15 protein-coding genes and 2 pseudogenes are annotated in these 15838 nt (G+C 60.8%); 8 read left to right on the forward strand and 9 right to left on the reverse strand.

What is annotated here, in order from left to right:
* Positions 1 to 218: 218 nt before the first annotated feature.
* Positions 219 to 1439 carry a serine/threonine transporter SstT gene (sstT, locus tag ACI77D_RS25430; RefSeq protein WP_064451759.1) on the forward strand — a complete coding sequence of 407 codons (1221 nt, stop codon included), beginning with the start codon at positions 219 to 221 and terminating at the stop codon, positions 1437 to 1439.
* Positions 1440 to 1508: 69 nt separating this feature from the next.
* On the opposite strand, the gene ACI77D_RS25435 is transcribed toward sstT, so the two are convergent.
* On the reverse strand, positions 1509 to 2018 hold the full coding sequence (locus ACI77D_RS25435) for a DUF1993 family protein (protein ID WP_053255427.1): 510 nt from the start codon (positions 2016 to 2018) through the stop codon (positions 1509 to 1511).
* Positions 2019 to 2143: 125 nt separating this feature from the next.
* On the opposite strand from ACI77D_RS25435, the gene ACI77D_RS25440 reads away from it, so the two are divergent.
* Entirely contained in the window at positions 2144 to 2794 is a 651-nt protein-coding gene (locus tag ACI77D_RS25440) for a YceH family protein (RefSeq protein WP_064451758.1), read from the forward strand.
* A gap of 116 nt (positions 2795 to 2910) precedes the next feature.
* Here ACI77D_RS25440 and ACI77D_RS25445 read toward each other — a convergent pair whose 3' ends face one another.
* A complete protein-coding gene (locus ACI77D_RS25445; protein WP_259762756.1) occupies positions 2911 to 3729 on the reverse strand; it encodes a shikimate 5-dehydrogenase in 819 nt (272 codons plus the stop codon).
* 156 nt (positions 3730 to 3885) lie between these two features.
* Here ACI77D_RS25445 and ACI77D_RS25450 point away from each other — a divergent pair, with 156 nt between their 5' ends.
* From ACI77D_RS25450 to ACI77D_RS25460, 3 genes are all read left to right on the forward strand, one after another.
* Complete coding sequence (locus ACI77D_RS25450) at positions 3886 to 4239, forward strand: hypothetical protein (protein WP_053255424.1); 354 nt, start codon at positions 3886 to 3888, stop codon at positions 4237 to 4239.
* Positions 4240 to 4471: 232 nt separating this feature from the next.
* A complete protein-coding gene (locus ACI77D_RS25455) occupies positions 4472 to 4666 on the forward strand; it encodes a hypothetical protein (protein WP_053255423.1) in 195 nt (64 codons plus the stop codon).
* A 91-nt stretch (positions 4667 to 4757) separates the two neighbouring features.
* Positions 4758 to 4940: a hypothetical protein gene (locus ACI77D_RS25460; RefSeq protein WP_053255422.1), complete on the forward strand. Its 183-nt coding sequence runs from the start codon at positions 4758 to 4760 to the stop codon at positions 4938 to 4940.
* Between the two features lie 19 nt (positions 4941 to 4959).
* Here the strand turns inward: ACI77D_RS25460 and ACI77D_RS25465 are convergent, their stop codons facing one another.
* Positions 4960 to 6027, reverse strand: coding sequence for an AI-2E family transporter (locus tag ACI77D_RS25465; RefSeq protein WP_407017710.1), 1068 nt, complete (start codon positions 6025 to 6027; stop codon positions 4960 to 4962).
* 357 nt (positions 6028 to 6384) lie between these two features.
* Between ACI77D_RS25465 and yegQ the strand changes: the two genes are divergently transcribed.
* On the forward strand, positions 6385 to 7698 hold the full coding sequence (gene yegQ / locus ACI77D_RS25470; RefSeq protein ID WP_262667504.1) for a tRNA 5-hydroxyuridine modification protein YegQ: 1314 nt from the start codon (positions 6385 to 6387) through the stop codon (positions 7696 to 7698).
* A 55-nt stretch (positions 7699 to 7753) separates the two neighbouring features.
* Here yegQ and ACI77D_RS25475 read toward each other — a convergent pair whose 3' ends face one another.
* The 3 genes and pseudogenes from ACI77D_RS25475 to ACI77D_RS25485 form a co-directional block, all read right to left on the reverse strand.
* Positions 7754 to 8575, reverse strand: coding sequence for a methyl-accepting chemotaxis protein (locus ACI77D_RS25475; RefSeq protein WP_407017731.1), 822 nt, complete (start codon positions 8573 to 8575; stop codon positions 7754 to 7756).
* Between the two features lie 36 nt (positions 8576 to 8611).
* Positions 8612 to 9433 (reverse strand): annotated as a pseudogene (locus tag ACI77D_RS25480) (cache domain-containing protein); the annotation flags it as partial.
* A 102-nt stretch (positions 9434 to 9535) separates the two neighbouring features.
* Entirely contained in the window at positions 9536 to 10855 is a 1320-nt protein-coding gene (locus tag ACI77D_RS25485; RefSeq protein ID WP_407017732.1) for a Na+/H+ antiporter family protein, read from the reverse strand.
* A 1386-nt stretch (positions 10856 to 12241) separates the two neighbouring features.
* Between ACI77D_RS25485 and ACI77D_RS25490 the strand changes: the two are divergent.
* Positions 12242 to 12388: pseudogene (locus ACI77D_RS25490) on the forward strand (HAMP domain-containing protein); the annotation flags it as partial.
* A 102-nt stretch (positions 12389 to 12490) separates the two neighbouring features.
* Complete coding sequence (locus ACI77D_RS25495; protein ID WP_407017733.1) at positions 12491 to 13246, forward strand: methyl-accepting chemotaxis protein; 756 nt, start codon at positions 12491 to 12493, stop codon at positions 13244 to 13246.
* 78 nt (positions 13247 to 13324) lie between these two features.
* Here the strand turns inward: ACI77D_RS25495 and ACI77D_RS25500 are convergent, their stop codons facing one another.
* From ACI77D_RS25500 to ACI77D_RS25510, 3 genes are read right to left on the reverse strand one after another with little or no spacing between them, the layout of a single operon-like run.
* Positions 13325 to 14644 carry a sensor histidine kinase gene (locus ACI77D_RS25500; RefSeq protein WP_128591680.1) on the reverse strand — a complete coding sequence of 440 codons (1320 nt, stop codon included), beginning with the start codon at positions 14642 to 14644 and terminating at the stop codon, positions 13325 to 13327.
* Positions 14641 to 15309, reverse strand: a complete 669-nt coding sequence (locus ACI77D_RS25505) for a response regulator transcription factor (RefSeq protein ID WP_064451750.1) — start codon at positions 15307 to 15309, stop codon at positions 14641 to 14643. The genes ACI77D_RS25500 and ACI77D_RS25505 overlap by 4 nt, the downstream gene beginning before the upstream one ends.
* Positions 15309 to 15632 (reverse strand): PepSY domain-containing protein, encoded by a 324-nt coding sequence (locus ACI77D_RS25510; protein ID WP_064451749.1) that lies wholly within the window; start codon positions 15630 to 15632, stop codon positions 15309 to 15311. Before ACI77D_RS25510 ends, ACI77D_RS25505 begins: the two co-directional genes overlap by 1 nt.
* Positions 15633 to 15838: the final 206 nt, after the last annotated feature.

Raw genomic sequence — 15838 nt, forward strand, 5'->3', positions numbered from 1 at the left:
CAACGACAGCCCGAAGGGCTCGCTGACGGAGAGGAAAGATGAGAGAGGAGAATATTAACAGAGTATGTCTGGATTTTGCCAAAGCCTGCGGGTGTGGGTGACGCAATGCCGCACCGAACGGGACGCTTCCTACAGCATGTTAGACTCCGCACCTACTGCCTACAGCACTTTCCGCCTGCAATGCTGCGTTCTATTAAAAAAACTAGAGACAACTGTTTATGACTGCTGCCCCTTCCCTGTTGCAACGACTTCTGCGCGTTAGCCTGGTCACCCAAATTGTCTTCGGCTTGATTGCCGGGATCCTGTTGGCCCTGTGGATGCCCGAGGCTGCCCGCGCCACCGGCTTTATCGGCAAGGTGTTCGTCACCGCCCTGAAGGCCGTCGCACCGATCCTGGTGTTCGTGCTGGTCATGGCCTCGATCGCCAACCATAAACACGGCCAGGAAACCCATATAAAGCCGATCCTGTTCCTTTACCTGCTCGGTACCTTTGCGGCTGCCGTCGTGGCGGTGGTTGCCAGTACGCTGTTCCCGTCGTCCCTGGTGCTTGCCACCCATGACGTCGCGGTAAGCGCTCCCGGCGGCATCGGCGAGGTGTTGCAAAGCCTGCTGTTGAGCGTGGTGGATAACCCGGTGAGCGCACTGATGAATGCCAACTTTATCGGCATTCTGGCGTGGGCCATCGGCATGGGCATCGCGATTCGCCATGCTGGCGAAACCACCCGCACCGTGCTCGACGACCTGTCCAACGGCGTGACGCTGATCGTGCGCGTGGTGATTCGCTTCGCGCCGCTGGGGATCTTCGGCCTGGTGGCCTCGACCCTGGCCACTTCCGGTTTTGGTGCCCTGCTCGGCTACGCTCACCTGCTGGTGGTGTTGATCGGCTGCATGCTGTTCGTGGCATTGGTGGTCAACCCGGCCATCGTGTTCTGGAAGCTGCGCCGCAACCCCTACCCGCTGGTGCTGATGTGCCTGCGTGAGAGCGGCATCACCGCTTTCTTCACCCGCAGTTCGGCGGCAAATATCCCGGTAAACCTGGCGTTGAGCAAACGCCTGGGCCTGCATGAAGACACCTATTCGGTATCGATCCCACTGGGCGCCACCATCAATATGGCCGGTGCCGCGATCACCATCACCGTGCTGACCCTGGCGGCTGTGCATACCCTGGGGATTGCCGTCGACCTGCCGACCGCCGTGTTGCTCAGCGTGGTGGCGGCAGTGTGTGCCTGCGGGGCGTCGGGCGTGGCCGGTGGCTCGTTGCTGTTGATTCCCCTGGCGTGCAGCCTGTTCGGTATTCCCAGCGAGATCGCCATGCAGGTAGTCGCCGTAGGCTTCATCATTGGTGTGTTGCAGGATTCGGCGGAAACCGCGCTCAATTCGTCCACCGATGTGCTGTTTACCGCCGCCGCTTGCCTGGGCCAGGAAGAACAGCCGGCTTAACCCTCAGGCGAAAAAAAGCCCGGGGCGGTTCGTTGCAGAACCGCCCCGGGCTTTTTTGTACCAGGGTGCTTAGAACGCGCCCATGTAATCGCGCTTGCCCACTTCTACGCCGTTGTGACGCAGCAAGGCGTAAGCGGTGGTGACGTGGAAGAAGAACTGCGGCAGGCCGTAGGTCAGCAGGTAGGACTGGCCGCTGAAGCGCTTCTCTTTCGGGGTGCCTGGGCGGGTGATGATCTCGATGCCTTCTTTGCCATCGATTTGCTCGGGCTTGATGGTGTCGACAAACGCCAGCACCTTGGCGATCAGCGCTTGCAGGTCGGCAAAGGTCACTTCGCTGTCTTCGTACTTCGGCACTTCAATCTCGGCCAGGCGTGCGGAAACGCCCTTGGCGAAGTCGACGGCGATCTGCACCTGGCGCACCAGCTGGAACATATCCGGGAACAGGCGCGCTTGCAGCAGTGCATTGGGCTCGATGTTCTTGGCGGTGGCATGGGCTTCGGCTTTGTTCAGCACATCGCTCAGGGCGTTGAGCATTTGCTTGAAGACCGGGATGGAGGCGGCGTACAGGGAAATAGTCATGACAGTCTCGCGGTGATGGCAGGGTTTGTAACCAGCGGCGATTATAGACATGCCAGCCGCGTGTGCAGCTTGTCTTTTATTTTTTCAGGATTAGGCTAGGGGACTCACTGCATAGGGAAAGCGCGATGACCGCCGAGCACGCCACCGACACCCCAGAACCGCGCCTGAACAGCACGGAAATTCGCATCCTGGGCTGCCTGATCGAAAAACAGGCGACCAACCCGGAAACCTACCCCCTGACCCTTAATGCATTGGTGCTGGCCTGCAACCAGAAAACCAGCCGCGAGCCGGTGACGAACCTCAGCCAAGGCCAAGTCGGGCAAAGCCTGCGCGCGCTGGAAGGCCAAGGCTTTACGCGCCTGGTCATGGGCAGCCGGGCCGACCGCTGGGAGCATCGCGTGGACAAGGCACTGGAGCTGGTGCCAGCCCAGGTGATACTGATCGGGCTGCTGTTTCTGCGCGGGCCGCAGACGGTCAATGAACTGCTGACCCGCAGCGGACGCATGCATGATTTTGAAGATGCCGAGCAGGTTGTACACCAGCTGGAGCGTTTGATCGCGCGCGGGCTGGCGCTGTTGGTGCCGCGTCAGGCGGGGCAACGGGAAGATCGTTATACCCATGCGCTGGGCGATCCGGCGGATATTGAAGTGATTCTGTCGGCGCGGGGTAATCCGGTGGAGCGGTCGGCCGGTGCCGTCTCTTCGGATCGTATCGAAGAACTTGAAGCCCGGATTGCAGCGCTGGAAGAGCGCCTTTCGCAGCTGGAACAGGCTTAACACGGTCAACAGGTGGGAGCTGGCTTGCCTGCGATGCAGACACCTCGGTACATCAGGTACACCGGGGTGATGCTATCGCAGGCAAGCCAGCTCCTACATGGGTTCTTCAATGTTCTCTAGGCTCGGGCAAACGCCACGGCTTTTTCAAACTGCGCCTGCGTCGGCCGCACGCCGGTGTACAGCACAAACTGCTCCAACGCCTGGATCGCGATCACTTCCAGTCCGGTAATCACCCGCTTGCCCTGGGCACGCCCGCGCACAATCAGCGGCGTTTCGGCGGGGATCGCCACCACATCAAAGACGGTGTCCGCGGCATCCACTGCGCCAGCCTCAAAGGCTAACTGGTCGGCCTCCGCCCCGCCGGTCATGCCAATCGGCGTCACGTTGACCAACATCTGCGGGCGCAACTCACCCAATTGCGCTTGCCACTCATACCCCAGACCTTGTGCCAACGCCCGGCCTGCCGCCTCATTGCGCGCCACAATCACGCCGTTGGCATAACCACCGTCGCGCAAGGCGCTGGCCACGGCCTTGGCCATGCCACCGCTGCCACGCAGGGCAAAGGAAGCGTCTTTTGGCACTGCGTGCTTTTTCAGCAGCTGTTCGATAGCAATGTAGTCAGTGTTATAGGCCTTGAGATGGCCGTTGGTGTTGACGATGGTGTTGAGGGAAGCGATGGCCTTGACCGACTCATCCAGCTCGTCGACCAAGGCGATACTGGCTTCCTTGAACGGCATGGACACACCGCAACCACGGATGCCCAGCGCCCGAATACCACCGATCGCGCCGGGCAAATCCTGGCTGCTGAACGCTTTATAATAAAAATTCAAACCCAACTGTTCGTACAGATGGTTATGGAAACGCAAGCCAAAATTCCCAGGGCGCGCCGACAATGACATACACAGCTGGGTGTCCTTGTTGGGGTGCATCTGCATGGGTAACTCCTTTGAGTAAGCAATTCGGTACAGACCTTACACAACCTTTACCTATCGGCCGTGCTGTTTTTCAGAAATACGTTGTCTTAAAAGTATCCCCGCGACAATCCTTGAGTCTATTGATTGCAGACCACAAGCGCAGGGGCTAACCGAGGAATGACCATGATTCGTAAAATCCCCAAAATCGCCTTGCTTATCGGCGCACTCGCTATGGCAGGCCAAGCCTCCGCCCACGGTGGTGGTTGGGGTGGCCCGGCCGTATTGGGTGCTTTGGTCGGCGCAGCCGTAGTGGGCTCCGTGGTTGCCAGCCAATCCCAGCCGGTCTACGTGCAGCAACCGGTGTATGTCCAGCCGCAACCGGTTTACGCCGCGCCGCCGCCGGTCTACTACGCACCGCCACCACCGGTGTATGTGCAACAACAGGTTTACTACCGCCCGGCGCCGGTCTATTACGGCCCACCGCGCGGCTATTACGGCCCTCCCCACGGCTATTATGGTCGCGGCTGGTAACACGCAATTGAGATGACAGGTACAGGCCTCGCCTACACGCGGGGCCTTTTTTTGCCTGAAAAGTCCGGATTCATCCTGCCAAGGTCGCTCTGAGGACAATGGTCGACGCGTAATCGCACATGATTATGGCCAATGCCCCCTTGCTCGAACGCGCCTCGCGCTGTCATGTTTGTGTCACGAAACACTCCCACTATCGACACTGTCCACCCAATAACAACAAGGACGACTGACCATGCCCACGCAAAACCCGCATCGAACCGCTGGCCTGTGTACGTCCAGCAAGGTCTACAGCGCACTGACCGAACTCAAGCACCTTGAGGGCCACCGCAGCGCAAAATTCCTGTCGCTGCTGGCGGAAAACCTGGTGCGTAAAGGCCTGCTCAGTGAACAGGAAGTGGTTTCCATGCTCGATCAAGTGGTGGATTGACGCCTGGCGTTAATGTCGACTATCGAGCCAGGTGATTTTTCCTACGGGCAAACAGCCAGTATGGTGACCTCCATAGCAATTGGAGGTACCTATGCCCACTGTTCAGATCATGTCCGTCATCGGCAGCGCAGTCCCCGCCCCTCTTCGTGAGCACGGGTTGCTGGCCTGTTGGTATCTGGTGCGCGATGGCGAGCCCATCAGCGGCCCGCTCACCTCGTTGTCCGCCGCCGAAAAACAGCTGCAGCAAGCGTCGAACTTCAGACTCCACGCATGAGCCTCACGCTCTGTAACGTCTAGGGCAACGGCAGCTTGACCCGTGGTTTACTTTCCACGAACAGCGCCCAACTGGACATAAACAGCGCCGCTACCAGCGGACCGATCACAAACCCGTTCAGGCCAAACACAGACAGGCCGCCCAAGGTCGAGATCAGGATCAGGTAATCCGGCATCTTGGTGTCCTTACCCATCAGGATCGGGCGCAGCACATTGTCCACCAACCCAATCACGAAAACGCCGAACAGTCCCAGCACTACGCCCTGCCAGATCGAACCGCTCAACAGGAAGTAGGCAGCCACCGGCGCCCATACAATTCCTGCGCCGACCGCCGGCAACAGCGAAAGAAACGCCATCAGCACCGCCCAGAGCAACGCACTGGGAATGTCCAGAAACCAGAAAATCAAACCACCCAGCGCACCTTGGGTCACGGCCACCAGTACGTTGCCCTTGACCGTCGCGCGCACCACCCGGTTGAACTTGAGCTGCAACCGACGCTTTTGCGGCTCGGCCAGCGGCACCGCCGTGCGTACCTTGCGCACCAGTTCCGGGCCGTCGCGCAGCAGGAAAAACAGCAGATACAGCATGATGAAAAAGCTCACCAGGAAATCAAACGTACCCTGGCCGAAGCTGAATGCCTGGGTCGCAAAGAACTGGCTGCCCTGCATTGCACTCTTGACGATTTTTTCTCGCAGGCCTTCCAGGTTGCCCATGCCAAAGCGGTCAAGCAGGTGCTGGAAATAAGGCGGCAGCACGTTTTTGAACTGCTCGATATACCCCGCCACATCCAGTTTTCCGCTCTCGATATTTTTATAGAGCGTCGCGCCCTCTTGCACCAGCAGCACGCTGGTAATGATCACCGGCAGAATCGCAATGATCAGGCACACCGTCAGGGTGGCCAGGGATGTCAGGTTGCGGTTCCAGCCAAACCGCAGCTGCAGGCGCCGCTGCATAGGGGCAAAGATAATGCCGAGGATCACCGCCCAGAACACCGCGCCGTAGAACGGCAGCAATATCCAGATAAAGGCGATGGTGACCAGGGCCAGCAACAACAGCAGGGTTTTGAATTGCAGGTTCGTTTGGTTCATGTCCGGTCCATGTCAGAAAGCAAAGGGCCTTCGTAAGCCCTGTTGCTTAGTCCGCTGCGAAACCTGGGAGTGCCCTTGTTTATAGAACGAGCATAGACCGCATCGCTCGATGGCTTGAAGTATCCGACCGCGCCTCACTCAACAGAGCGCGTATTGCGTGGTGTGTACGCCGATGACCACCAGGCCATCCTTTTCGTAGCGCTGCGCCGAGGTCTTTACACACGGCCTGGAAGCCCTTGAGGTGTCGCGCGCGTGTCGCGAACCCGCTGGCGATACAAAGTCAGCAAAAGGACGATCTGGGTCAATAAAGCCCGCTGCTGGCTCCTTTACCCTCGCGACCTTTTGCGACTTGAGCCCATGCCCCCTGTGATCGCCCCCGAGCTGCTCGCCCCCGCCGGCACCCTGAAAAACATGCGCTATGCCTTCGCCTACGGCGCCGATGCGGTCTACGCCGGCCAGCCGCGCTACAGCCTGCGAGTGCGCAACAATGAGTTCGACCACGCCAACCTGGCACTCGGCATCCACGAAGCCCACGCGCTGGGCAAACGCTTCTACGTGGTGGTGAACATTGCGCCGCACAACGCCAAGCTGAAGACCTTCCTCAAAGACCTGGCCCCCGTCATCGCCATGGGCCCGGATGCGCTGATCATGTCCGACCCGGGGCTGATCATGCTGGTGCGACGCCACTTCCCCTTGATGCCCGTTCACTTGTCGGTGCAAGCCAATACGGTGAATTGGGCCAGTGTGGAGTTCTGGCAGCAGCAAGGCATCTGCCGGGTGATTCTGTCGCGGGAGCTGTCACTGGAAGAGATCGGCGAAATCCGCCAGCACGTGCCGGCCATGGAGCTGGAAGTGTTTGTGCACGGCGCCTTGTGCATGGCCTATTCCGGGCGCTGCCTGCTTTCCGGGTATATGAACAAACGCGACGCCAATCAAGGCACCTGCACCAATGCCTGCCGTTGGAAATACCAGGCGGTGCCGGCGATGGAAAACGCCACCGGCGATATCGTCCAGGCGTTTCAGCCTACGCTGGGTATCGGTACGCCGACCGATCAGGTGTTTCTGCTACAAGAAACCCACCGCCCGGATGAACAGATGCCCGCGTTCGAGGATGAGCACGGCACCTACATCATGAACGCCAAGGACCTGCGCGCGGTGCAGCATGTGGAACGCCTGGCCCACATGGGCGTGCATTCGCTGAAGATCGAAGGCCGTACCAAATCCCACTTCTACTGTGCGCGCACCACCCAGGTGTATCGCAAAGCCATTGATGATGCGGTGGCCGGCCGAGCCTTTGACCGTAACCTGATGACCGATCTGGAGTCCCTGGCGCAACGCGGCTACACCGAAGGCTTTTTGCGCCGTCATGTGCATGACGAATACCAGAACTACCAGAACGGCAGCTCGGTATCGGAACGTCAGCAGTTTGTCGGGGAATTGACCGGCGAGCGCCGGGGCGAGCTGGCCGAGGTCAAGGTGAAGAACCGCTTTGCCGTGGGTCATCACCTGGAACTGATGACCCCCGCCGGTAACTTTCACTTTGACCTGGCCACGCTGCACAACGCCAAGGGCGAAGCCATCGAGGTGGCGCCGGGGGATGGGCACACCGTTTATGTACCGCTGCCGGCGCAGATGGACCTGCAATTTGGCTTGCTGATGCGGGATATCTGACAGGGCGCCGGCTTGGTTTTAATGCCAAGCAACCCTGCCTCCAAGCCAGGTCTGGTTAGATCCGGAACTGACCGACAAGCTGCCCCAACCGCTGGCCGAGGTCTGCCAGGCTACGAGAGGTCTGGGCGCCCAGTTGGGTTTCATCGGCCACGCTGTCCACCGCCACGGCGATTTGATGCACGCTGCGGTTGATCTCTTCGGCCACGGCGGTCTGTTCTTCCGCCGCGCTGGCAATCTGCGCGTTCATGGAATTAATCGTGCCGATCAATTGGGCCATGGTGTCCAGCGACGCCCCGGCTTCGTTGGCCCGGGCTGAGGTACCGTCGCCCGCATCGCTGGAGCGGCGCATCGACTCCACGGCGGCTTCGGTGCCTTTTTGCAGGCGGTCGATCATGCCCTGGATTTCCTGGGTGCTGGTCTGGGTGCGACTGGCCAGGGCACGGACCTCGTCGGCGACCACGGCAAAACCACGCCCGGCCTCGCCGGCCCGTGCGGCTTCGATGGCGGCGTTGAGCGCCAGCAGGTTGGTCTGCTCGGCAATCGAGCGGATCACGCCAAGCACGCTGACAATCGACGACACGTCCTGTTGCAGGCTGTCGAGGGACACGCCGCTGCTGCGAATATCGTTCACCAGCGCATGGATCTGCGCGATGCTGCCGTCCACCACACGCTTGGCGGCCTGGCCTTCCACATCGGTTTGCTGCGCCGCCACGGAAGCACCCTGCGCACTGCGCGCGACTTCTTGCGCAGCGGAGGACATCTGGTTGATCGCGGTAGCGACCTGATCGGTTTCGTGACGTTGGCGCTCCATGGCCTGCTCGGAACGCTGAGCCTGGTCCGACACCTGGCTCACCAGGCCGGTGAGTTGCGCAGTCATCTCGGTGATCTGGCGCACCAGGCCGTGGATCTTGTCGACAAAACGGTTGAATGCGCCGGCCAGATCGCCCAGTTCGTCCTGGCTGGTAATGGCCAGGCGGCGGGTCAAGTCGCCCTCGCCCGCCGCGATATCGTCGAGGTTGGCTTTCATCAGGTTCAGCGGGCGCAGGATGGTATTGGCCGTCACCATACCCACGGCGGCAATCACCAACAGCACCACCACGGCCACGCCGAGAATGCTCAGCAGTACGCCTTCCATGCGTTTCTCGACCTTGGCCTCGACCACCGCCACCTGGCCTTCGATGCCGTCGAGGTTGACCGACGTACCAATCACCATGTCCCACTTCGGCAGGTACTCGGTGTAACCCAGCTTGGGCACCAATTCGGTCTGCCCCGGCTGGGTCGAGCTGTATTGCAGGTAGTGGGTGCCGTCTTTGCCGACCTTGACCAGGTCGCGGTTTACGTAGACCCCGTTGGGGTCGCGGTTATCCTTGAAGCTCTTGCCGACGCCGTCCGGGCTGTTGCCCTTGAACAGGCGAATGGTCTCGGAGTCGTAGCCGAAGAAGTAGCCGTCCTTGCCGTAGGTGGTGTTGGACAGCAATTTGACCACCTCAGCCCGCGCGGCGGTGTCGCCCGGTGCGGCGGCATCGTAGAGCGGCTTGATGGTGGTCATGGCCACTTCCACATAACTTTTCAGCGTGGTCTTGGCGTCGTTGAGCAGGCGCTGGCGGGTTTCATCTACCTCATTGCGCGCCTGGCCCTGCAGAATCCACACGGTGGTCAGGCTGATGACCACGGCAAACAACAACACCGGCACTACAGCGAGGGACAGGACTTTGGCCTTCAAGCTCAGACGCATGGCTTTTCTCTCTTATTCGTGGCGACTTGAGAGGTTAACGGCCAACCGAGAAATATCTGTAGGCCCCAGGTATGCGTGGCCAGCGCCTCCATTTGTGGGTTATCAGAGGGTCATGGCAGCCAGCCAGCCAAATGCCAATAAAGGGATGTTGTAGTGCAGGAACGTCGGCACCACCGTGTCCCAGATATGGTGGTGCTGGCCGTCGATGTTCAGGCCGGAGGTCGGGCCGAGAGTCGAGTCCGATGCAGGCGAACCGGCGTCACCCAGCGCACCGGCCGTGCCGACAATGCACACGATGGCCAGCGGGCTGAAGCCCAGTTGCACGCAGAGCGGTACGAAAATCGCGGCAAGAATCGGCACCGTGGAAAACGACGAACCGATGCCCATGGTCACCAGCAACCCCACCAGCAGCATCAGCAACGCGCCCACCCCACGGCTATGGCCGATGAATGCCGCCGATGCTTCCACCAGCGAACGCACGTCACCGGTGGCCTTGAGCACTTCGGCAAACCCCGAGGAGGCGATCATGATGAAGCCGATCATCGCCATCATTTTCATGCCTTCGGTAAACAGGTCGTCGGTTTCACGCCAGCGCACAATGCCCGACACCGAGAAGATCAGGAAGCCGGCCAGGGCGCCGATAATCATCGAGTCCAGCCACAGTTGAATGATGAACGCCGAAGCAATCGCCAGCCCGGCCACCAGCAAGGTCAGCGGGTTGTACTGCACCGCCACTTGCTCGACCCGCTCGATTTTTTCCAGGTCGTACACACGCTTTTTGCGATAGCTGACAAACACCGCCACCAGCAGGCCGACCACCATGCCTAACGCAGGCAGGCCCATGGCGTGGGTGACGTTGACCTGGCTGATATCCACGCCGCTCTTGGCCACGTTGGCCAGCAGGATCTGGTTGAGGAAGATGTTGCCGAAGCCCACCGGCAGGAACATATAAGGCGTGATCAGGCCGAAGGTCATCACGCAAGCGATCAGGCGGCGGTCCAGTTGCAGCTTGGTCAGCACGTATAACAGTGGCGGCACCAGCAGCGGGATAAACGCGATGTGGATCGGCAGGATGTTCTGCGAAGCAATCGCTACCACCCACAACAGGCCGATCAACAGCCATTTGACGTGGCCGCCGCCGGTAGCTTCCTGACGATCGACCAACAGCAGCGCCTTGTCCGCCAGGGCATGAGCCAAGCCGGACTTGGCAATCGCCACGGCGAAAGCGCCGAGCAAAGCGTAGGACAGCGCCACGGTCGCGCCGCCGCCCAACCCACCGTTGAATGCCTTGAGCGTGGCCTCAATGCCCAGGCCACCGGTCAAGCCACCCACCAGGGCGCCGACAATGATGGCGATGACCACATGCACGCGGGACAAGCTGAGCACCAGCATGGTGCCGACCGCGGCGATGACTGCGTTAATCATGGTTACCTCAAGACAGAAACATAAAAACAGGCATGCCCGCGCCCGGGCGGCCATTGGGTGGCGCCAGCGTGCAGGCTTTAAGAGGTCTTATTAGAGGGCGCGCACTTTGCAGCAGCCGGGCGCGCATGTCAAAAAACGGCGTCGTTTTTCAGCTTTCAATTGAACGTTTAAACAATAAAGAAACCGAAAAAGCGGCCGATAGCCTGACTCTCTGTGTTTTCAGGTTAAGGATGCTCCTCGATGTCCCTCAGACAGCTCTCCATACAATGGAAAATCACCCTGCTCGCCGGCCTGTGCCTGCTGGGAATCGTTACCCTGCTGGTGGGTCTGTCGCTGTATCGCATGGAGGAGAGCTAGCAACAGGTCAAAGCCTCCAGCATGCAGATGCTCGACGAGTCCGCCCAGGCCCGCATCGAAGCGCAAGGTGAAGGACAGGCGCTGGGGATTCGCCAGCAATTCATGGATGCCTTCCAGTACGGCCATGGTTTTTCACGCCAGGTGCTGTTTTTGCGCGAACAGGCTGAAAAACGCTTTCTCGACGCCTTCGACACGCGCGAAGACCTGACCCGCCAGGTCAAGGCCGCGCTGCAGGCCAACCCGGATTTGCTCGGTTTGTCGCTGGTGTTCGAGGCCAATGCGCTGGACGGCAAGGATGAGTTGTTCGCCAACCAGGCGGAACTGGGCAGCAACGACAAGGGCCGATTCGCTCTCTACTGGTCGCAGCCGACACCCGGCAAACTGACCTCCATGGCACTGCCCGAAAGCGACATGTCCGACACCAGCACAGGCCCCAGCGGCGAGAAAGCCAACGCCTGGTTCACCTGCCCGCGCACCACCCTGAAACCCTGCGTCATCGAACCCTACTTTTATATGATCGACGGGCAAAACGTGCTGATGACCAGCATCGTCTTCCCACTGATGGTCAATGGCAAAGTCATCGCCTCGCTGTCGGCGGACATCAACCTCAACAGCCTGCAGGCCGTTAGCCAACAGGCCAGCCAGAAGCTGTATGACGGCCAGACCCAAGTCAGCATCCTCAGCTCCACCGGTTTGCTCGCCGGCTACAGCCCGGACGCCAGCAAACTCAGCCAGCGCCTGGACAAGGTCGACCCTGCCAGCGGTGCGCAATTGATCAACGCCCTGGCCAGCAGCACGCAGACCCGCAGCCTGCGCGCCGACCACCAACTCAAGGTGCTGGCGCCCTTCACACCGATTCCCGGCGGCAAACCGTGGGGCGTGTTGCTGGATGTGCCGGAAAAAGTCCTGGTGGGCCCGGCCGAAACACTCAAGACGCAGCTGGACGCCGATAACGCCCGTGGCACCTTGCTGGAACTGAGCCTGGGCCTGCTGGCTGCAGTGATTGGCTTAATCCTGGTGTGGCTGATGGCTCGCAGCGTGACCCGACCGATCCTCGGCGTGGCACGCATGCTGGAAGACATCGCCAGCGGCGAAGGCGACCTGACCCGCCGCCTGGCCTATGACAAGAAGGATGAGCTGGGGCAACTGGCCGGCTGGTTCAACCGCTTCCTCGACAAGCTGCAACCGATTATTGCTCAGGTGAAACGCTCGGTGCAGGACGCCCGTGGCACCGCCGACCAGTCCGCCGCGATTGCCAGCGAAACCAGCGCCGGCATGGAGCAGCAATACCGCCAGGTCGATCAGGTGGCGACCGCCTCCCATGAAATGAGTGCCACCGCCCAGGACGTGGCCCGCAGCGCCGCCCAAGCGGCACAGGCTGCGCGCGACGCCGACCAGGCCACCCGTGAAGGGTTGACTGTGATCGACCGCACCACCACCAACATCGGCAACCTGGCGGCGGATATGAGTACGGCCATGGCCCAGGTCGAAGGCCTGGCAGCCAATAGCGAGAAAATCGGTTCGGTGCTGGAAGTGATTCGCGGGATTGCCGAGCAGACCAACCTGCTGGCGCTCAACGCCGCCATTGAAGCCGCGCGCGCCGGTGAGGCCGGCCGTGGTTTTGCCGTGGTCGCCGACGAGGTCCGCAACCTGGCGCGACGCACCCAGGAGTCGGTGGAAGAAACCCGCCTGGTGATCGAGCATCTGCAAAGCGGCACCACCGAGGTGGTCAGTTCCATGGGCAACAGCTATCGCCAGGCCCAGGGCAGTGTCGAGCAGGTCGGCCAGGCGGTCACCGCCCTGCGCCAGATCGGCGATGCCGTCACGGTGATCAGCGACATGAACCTGCAAATCGCCAGCGCCGCCGAAGAGCAAAGCGCGGTGGCCGAAGAGATCAACAGCAATGTCGCGACGATTCGAGATGTGACCGAGTCGTTGTCGGAACAAGCGAATGAATCGGCACGGGTGAGCCAGGCGTTGAACAGCCTGGCGAATCAGCAGCAGGGGCTGATGGATCAGTTCCGCGTATAAGCGAATGGCACAAACCCTGGGCCCGATGAAGGGCCCCTGTGGGAGAACGCCCCCTCCCACAGGTTGACCTGCATTGTGTCAGCTTTGGCGTTTGGGCAACTCGACGAGCACTTTTAGCCCACCCTGCTCACTCTCCTGCAATTGCAACACCCCGCCCCACACCTCGACGATATCCCGCACGATCCCAAGGCCCAGGCCATGGCCGTCGACCTGTTCATCCAGGCGGGTGCCACGGCTGAACACCTGGTCGCGCTGGGCCTGTGGAATGCCCGGGCCGTCGTCTTCGACCGCCAGCAGATAGCTGTGCGCGGTTTCGCTGACACTCAAGCGTATTTCGGCGTCCGCCCATTTACAGGCGTTGTCCAGCAGGTTGCCCAACAACTCCAGCAGATCTTCGCGGTCCCAGGGCAGTTGCAGGCCGGGCACAACGCGGTAGCTCAAATCCAGGTGTTCGCCGTGAATCATGTTCAACGTGGCCAGCAGGCCGGGCAGTTCCTTTTCGCAATCAAACAAGGTCCCCGGCAGCGTTTCACCGGCAAGACGGGCACGGTTGAGTTCGCGGTTGAGGCGTTGTTGCACCTGCTCAAGCTGGTCGCGCAGCAACTTGCTCAGGTGCGGGTGGTCTTTGAGCACCTCGCTCGACGCCGCACTCAACAACACCGCCAACGGGGTTTTCAGTGCATGGCCGAGGTTGCCCAAGGCATTGCGCGAACGCTTGAGGCTGTCTTCGGTGTGGGCCAACAGGTGGTTGATCTGCGCCACCAGCGGCTCGAGCTCCAGCGGCACTTGGGTATCAAGTTGCGAACGCTGGCCCTGTTGCAGTTGGGCGATCTGCTCGCGGGCGGTTTCCAGCGGCCGCAAGGCACGACGCACGGTAACCCGTTGCAGGATCAACACCAGTAACAGCGCCGCCAGCCCAAGCACCAGACCAATCTGGCGCATCAGGCGGAAGCTTTCCCGCACAGGCGTGTAGTCCTGGGCCACGCTGATGGAAATCGACTGGCCGAAGCGCTTGTAGTCCGAACGCAACACCAGCAGTTGCTGGCCTTCCGGCCCCAATTGCAGGTTACCCTTGAGCCCGGCCTCGGGCAGGCGTGGCAGTTCCTGGTCCCAGAGCGAGCGTGAACGCCAGTGCGCGTCGGCAAAATCAATGCGGAAATAGTGCCCGGAAAACGGTCGCTGATAAGCCGGTGACAGGCGTTGCTCATCCAGTTGCACACCGTTCGGCCCGCGCACCAGCGCCACCAGCAAATTCTCGCTGTCGTTGCGCAACCCAGCGTCCAGATAACGCTGCAAACCGGCCTCGAACAGCCACAAACTGGTCTGCGCGAGCACCACGCCCACCACCACCATCACGCTGATCAGCCCCAGGCTCAGGCGCCGCTGAATCGACCTCATGCCGGGGCGGCGCCAAACCGGTAACCCTGGCCGCGCCGGGTTTCAATCACGCTGCGCCCCAGTTTGCGGCGCAGGTGGTTGACGTGCACCTCCAATACATTGGAGTCACGCTCGGTCTCACCGTCATACAAGTGCTCGGCCAAGTGGCTTTTCGACAGAATCTGTTCCGGGTGCAGCATGAAGTAGCGCAGCAGGCGGAATTCGGCGGCCGTCAGTTGGATTTCGTCACCCTCACGCAGCACACACTGGCGCCCTTCATCCAAGTGCAAGCCGGCCGCTTGCAACGTAGGCTGGTTGGCTTGGCCATGGGAGCGGCGCAACAGGGCCTGGATGCGCAAGTGCAGTTCTTCGGGGTGAAAGGGTTTGCTCAGGTAGTCGTCGGCGCCGGCCTTGAGCCCTTCGATACGCTCGGCCCATGAATCGCGTGCGGTCAGCACCAGCACTGGGGTGGCCAGGGCGGCTGCGCGCCACTGCGCCAGCACTTCCAGTCCGGGCAGCCCCGGCAAGCCGAGGTCGAGGATGATCAAGTCATAGGGTTCGCTGCGGCCTTGATAGGCTGCGTCGCGCCCATCCGCCAGCCAGTCGACGGCGTAACCCTGGCGCTGCAGGCCCGCCACCAGTTCATCGGCCAGCGGCACATTGTCTTCCACCAGAAGCAGGCGCATCAGTCGTCTTCCTTATCTTTGAGCAACTCACCAGTGCTGGCGTCGAGCTCGATTTCACGCACCACGCCTTCGACGGTCAACAGCTCGATTTCATAGATATAGCGCACCGGCCGCTCCTTGTGCTCTTCAAGCTCGGCATCCAGCAGTTTGGCGCCCGGGTAGCGCTCGAACGCCGGGCCCAGCAAGTGCTCCAGCGGGGCGATCACGCCCTTCTGGCGCAGGCGCAAGGCTTCGTCCTGACCAAGGTCATGGGCCGACAGGCTTGAGCTGGTCAGTATCAATACCAGCACCACCTGCCTGCCTGCGCATAGATTTACCTTCATTGCGTGTCCTGATGTTCCTGAGGGCGGCCCGGTTAGGGGCTTGGGCCAAATAGGCGATGGGGACAATGATACGGGCGGCGAACCGACCCGTGAGGGTTTTCACGTAAGCCTGCGTTTCTGGATGAATGTCCTACGCGACCCACGTTAACCCTGGCAACTTAACTGAAACTGAATTGCCACCATGGCAATTTGAGCCAAGCGCTTTT

Origin of the sequence: Pseudomonas sp. O39 (assembly GCF_045447295.1) — a bacterium.
Lineage (GTDB): Bacteria > Pseudomonadota > Gammaproteobacteria > Pseudomonadales > Pseudomonadaceae > Aquipseudomonas > Aquipseudomonas antarctica_A.

What these genes read in the sequence shown, in the direction of transcription:
- ACI77D_RS25510 (WP_064451749.1), bottom strand. Translation starts at nt 15,632, where the DNA reads ATGAAGGTAAATCTATGCGCAGGCAGGCAGGTGGTGCTGGTATTGATA.
- ACI77D_RS25455 (WP_053255423.1), top strand. Translation starts at nt 4,472, where the DNA reads ATGCCCACGCAAAACCCGCATCGAACCGCTGGCCTGTGTACGTCCAGC.
- yegQ (WP_262667504.1), top strand. Translation starts at nt 6,385, where the DNA reads ATGCCCCCTGTGATCGCCCCCGAGCTGCTCGCCCCCGCCGGCACCCTG.
- ACI77D_RS25445 (WP_259762756.1), bottom strand. Translation starts at nt 3,729, where the DNA reads ATGCAGATGCACCCCAACAAGGACACCCAGCTGTGTATGTCATTGTCG.
- ACI77D_RS25440 (WP_064451758.1), top strand. Translation starts at nt 2,144, where the DNA reads ATGACCGCCGAGCACGCCACCGACACCCCAGAACCGCGCCTGAACAGC.
- ACI77D_RS25435 (WP_053255427.1), bottom strand. Translation starts at nt 2,018, where the DNA reads ATGACTATTTCCCTGTACGCCGCCTCCATCCCGGTCTTCAAGCAAATG.
- ACI77D_RS25500 (WP_128591680.1), bottom strand. Translation starts at nt 14,644, where the DNA reads ATGAGGTCGATTCAGCGGCGCCTGAGCCTGGGGCTGATCAGCGTGATG.
- ACI77D_RS25475 (WP_407017731.1), bottom strand. Translation starts at nt 8,575, where the DNA reads ATGACTGCGCAACTCACCGGCCTGGTGAGCCAGGTGTCGGACCAGGCT.
- ACI77D_RS25505 (WP_064451750.1), bottom strand. Translation starts at nt 15,309, where the DNA reads ATGCGCCTGCTTCTGGTGGAAGACAATGTGCCGCTGGCCGATGAACTG.
- ACI77D_RS25495 (WP_407017733.1), top strand. Translation starts at nt 12,491, where the DNA reads ATGGAGCAGCAATACCGCCAGGTCGATCAGGTGGCGACCGCCTCCCAT.
- ACI77D_RS25450 (WP_053255424.1), top strand. Translation starts at nt 3,886, where the DNA reads ATGACCATGATTCGTAAAATCCCCAAAATCGCCTTGCTTATCGGCGCA.
- sstT (WP_064451759.1), top strand. Translation starts at nt 219, where the DNA reads ATGACTGCTGCCCCTTCCCTGTTGCAACGACTTCTGCGCGTTAGCCTG.
- ACI77D_RS25460 (WP_053255422.1), top strand. Translation starts at nt 4,758, where the DNA reads ATGCCCACTGTTCAGATCATGTCCGTCATCGGCAGCGCAGTCCCCGCC.
- ACI77D_RS25465 (WP_407017710.1), bottom strand. Translation starts at nt 6,027, where the DNA reads ATGAACCAAACGAACCTGCAATTCAAAACCCTGCTGTTGTTGCTGGCC.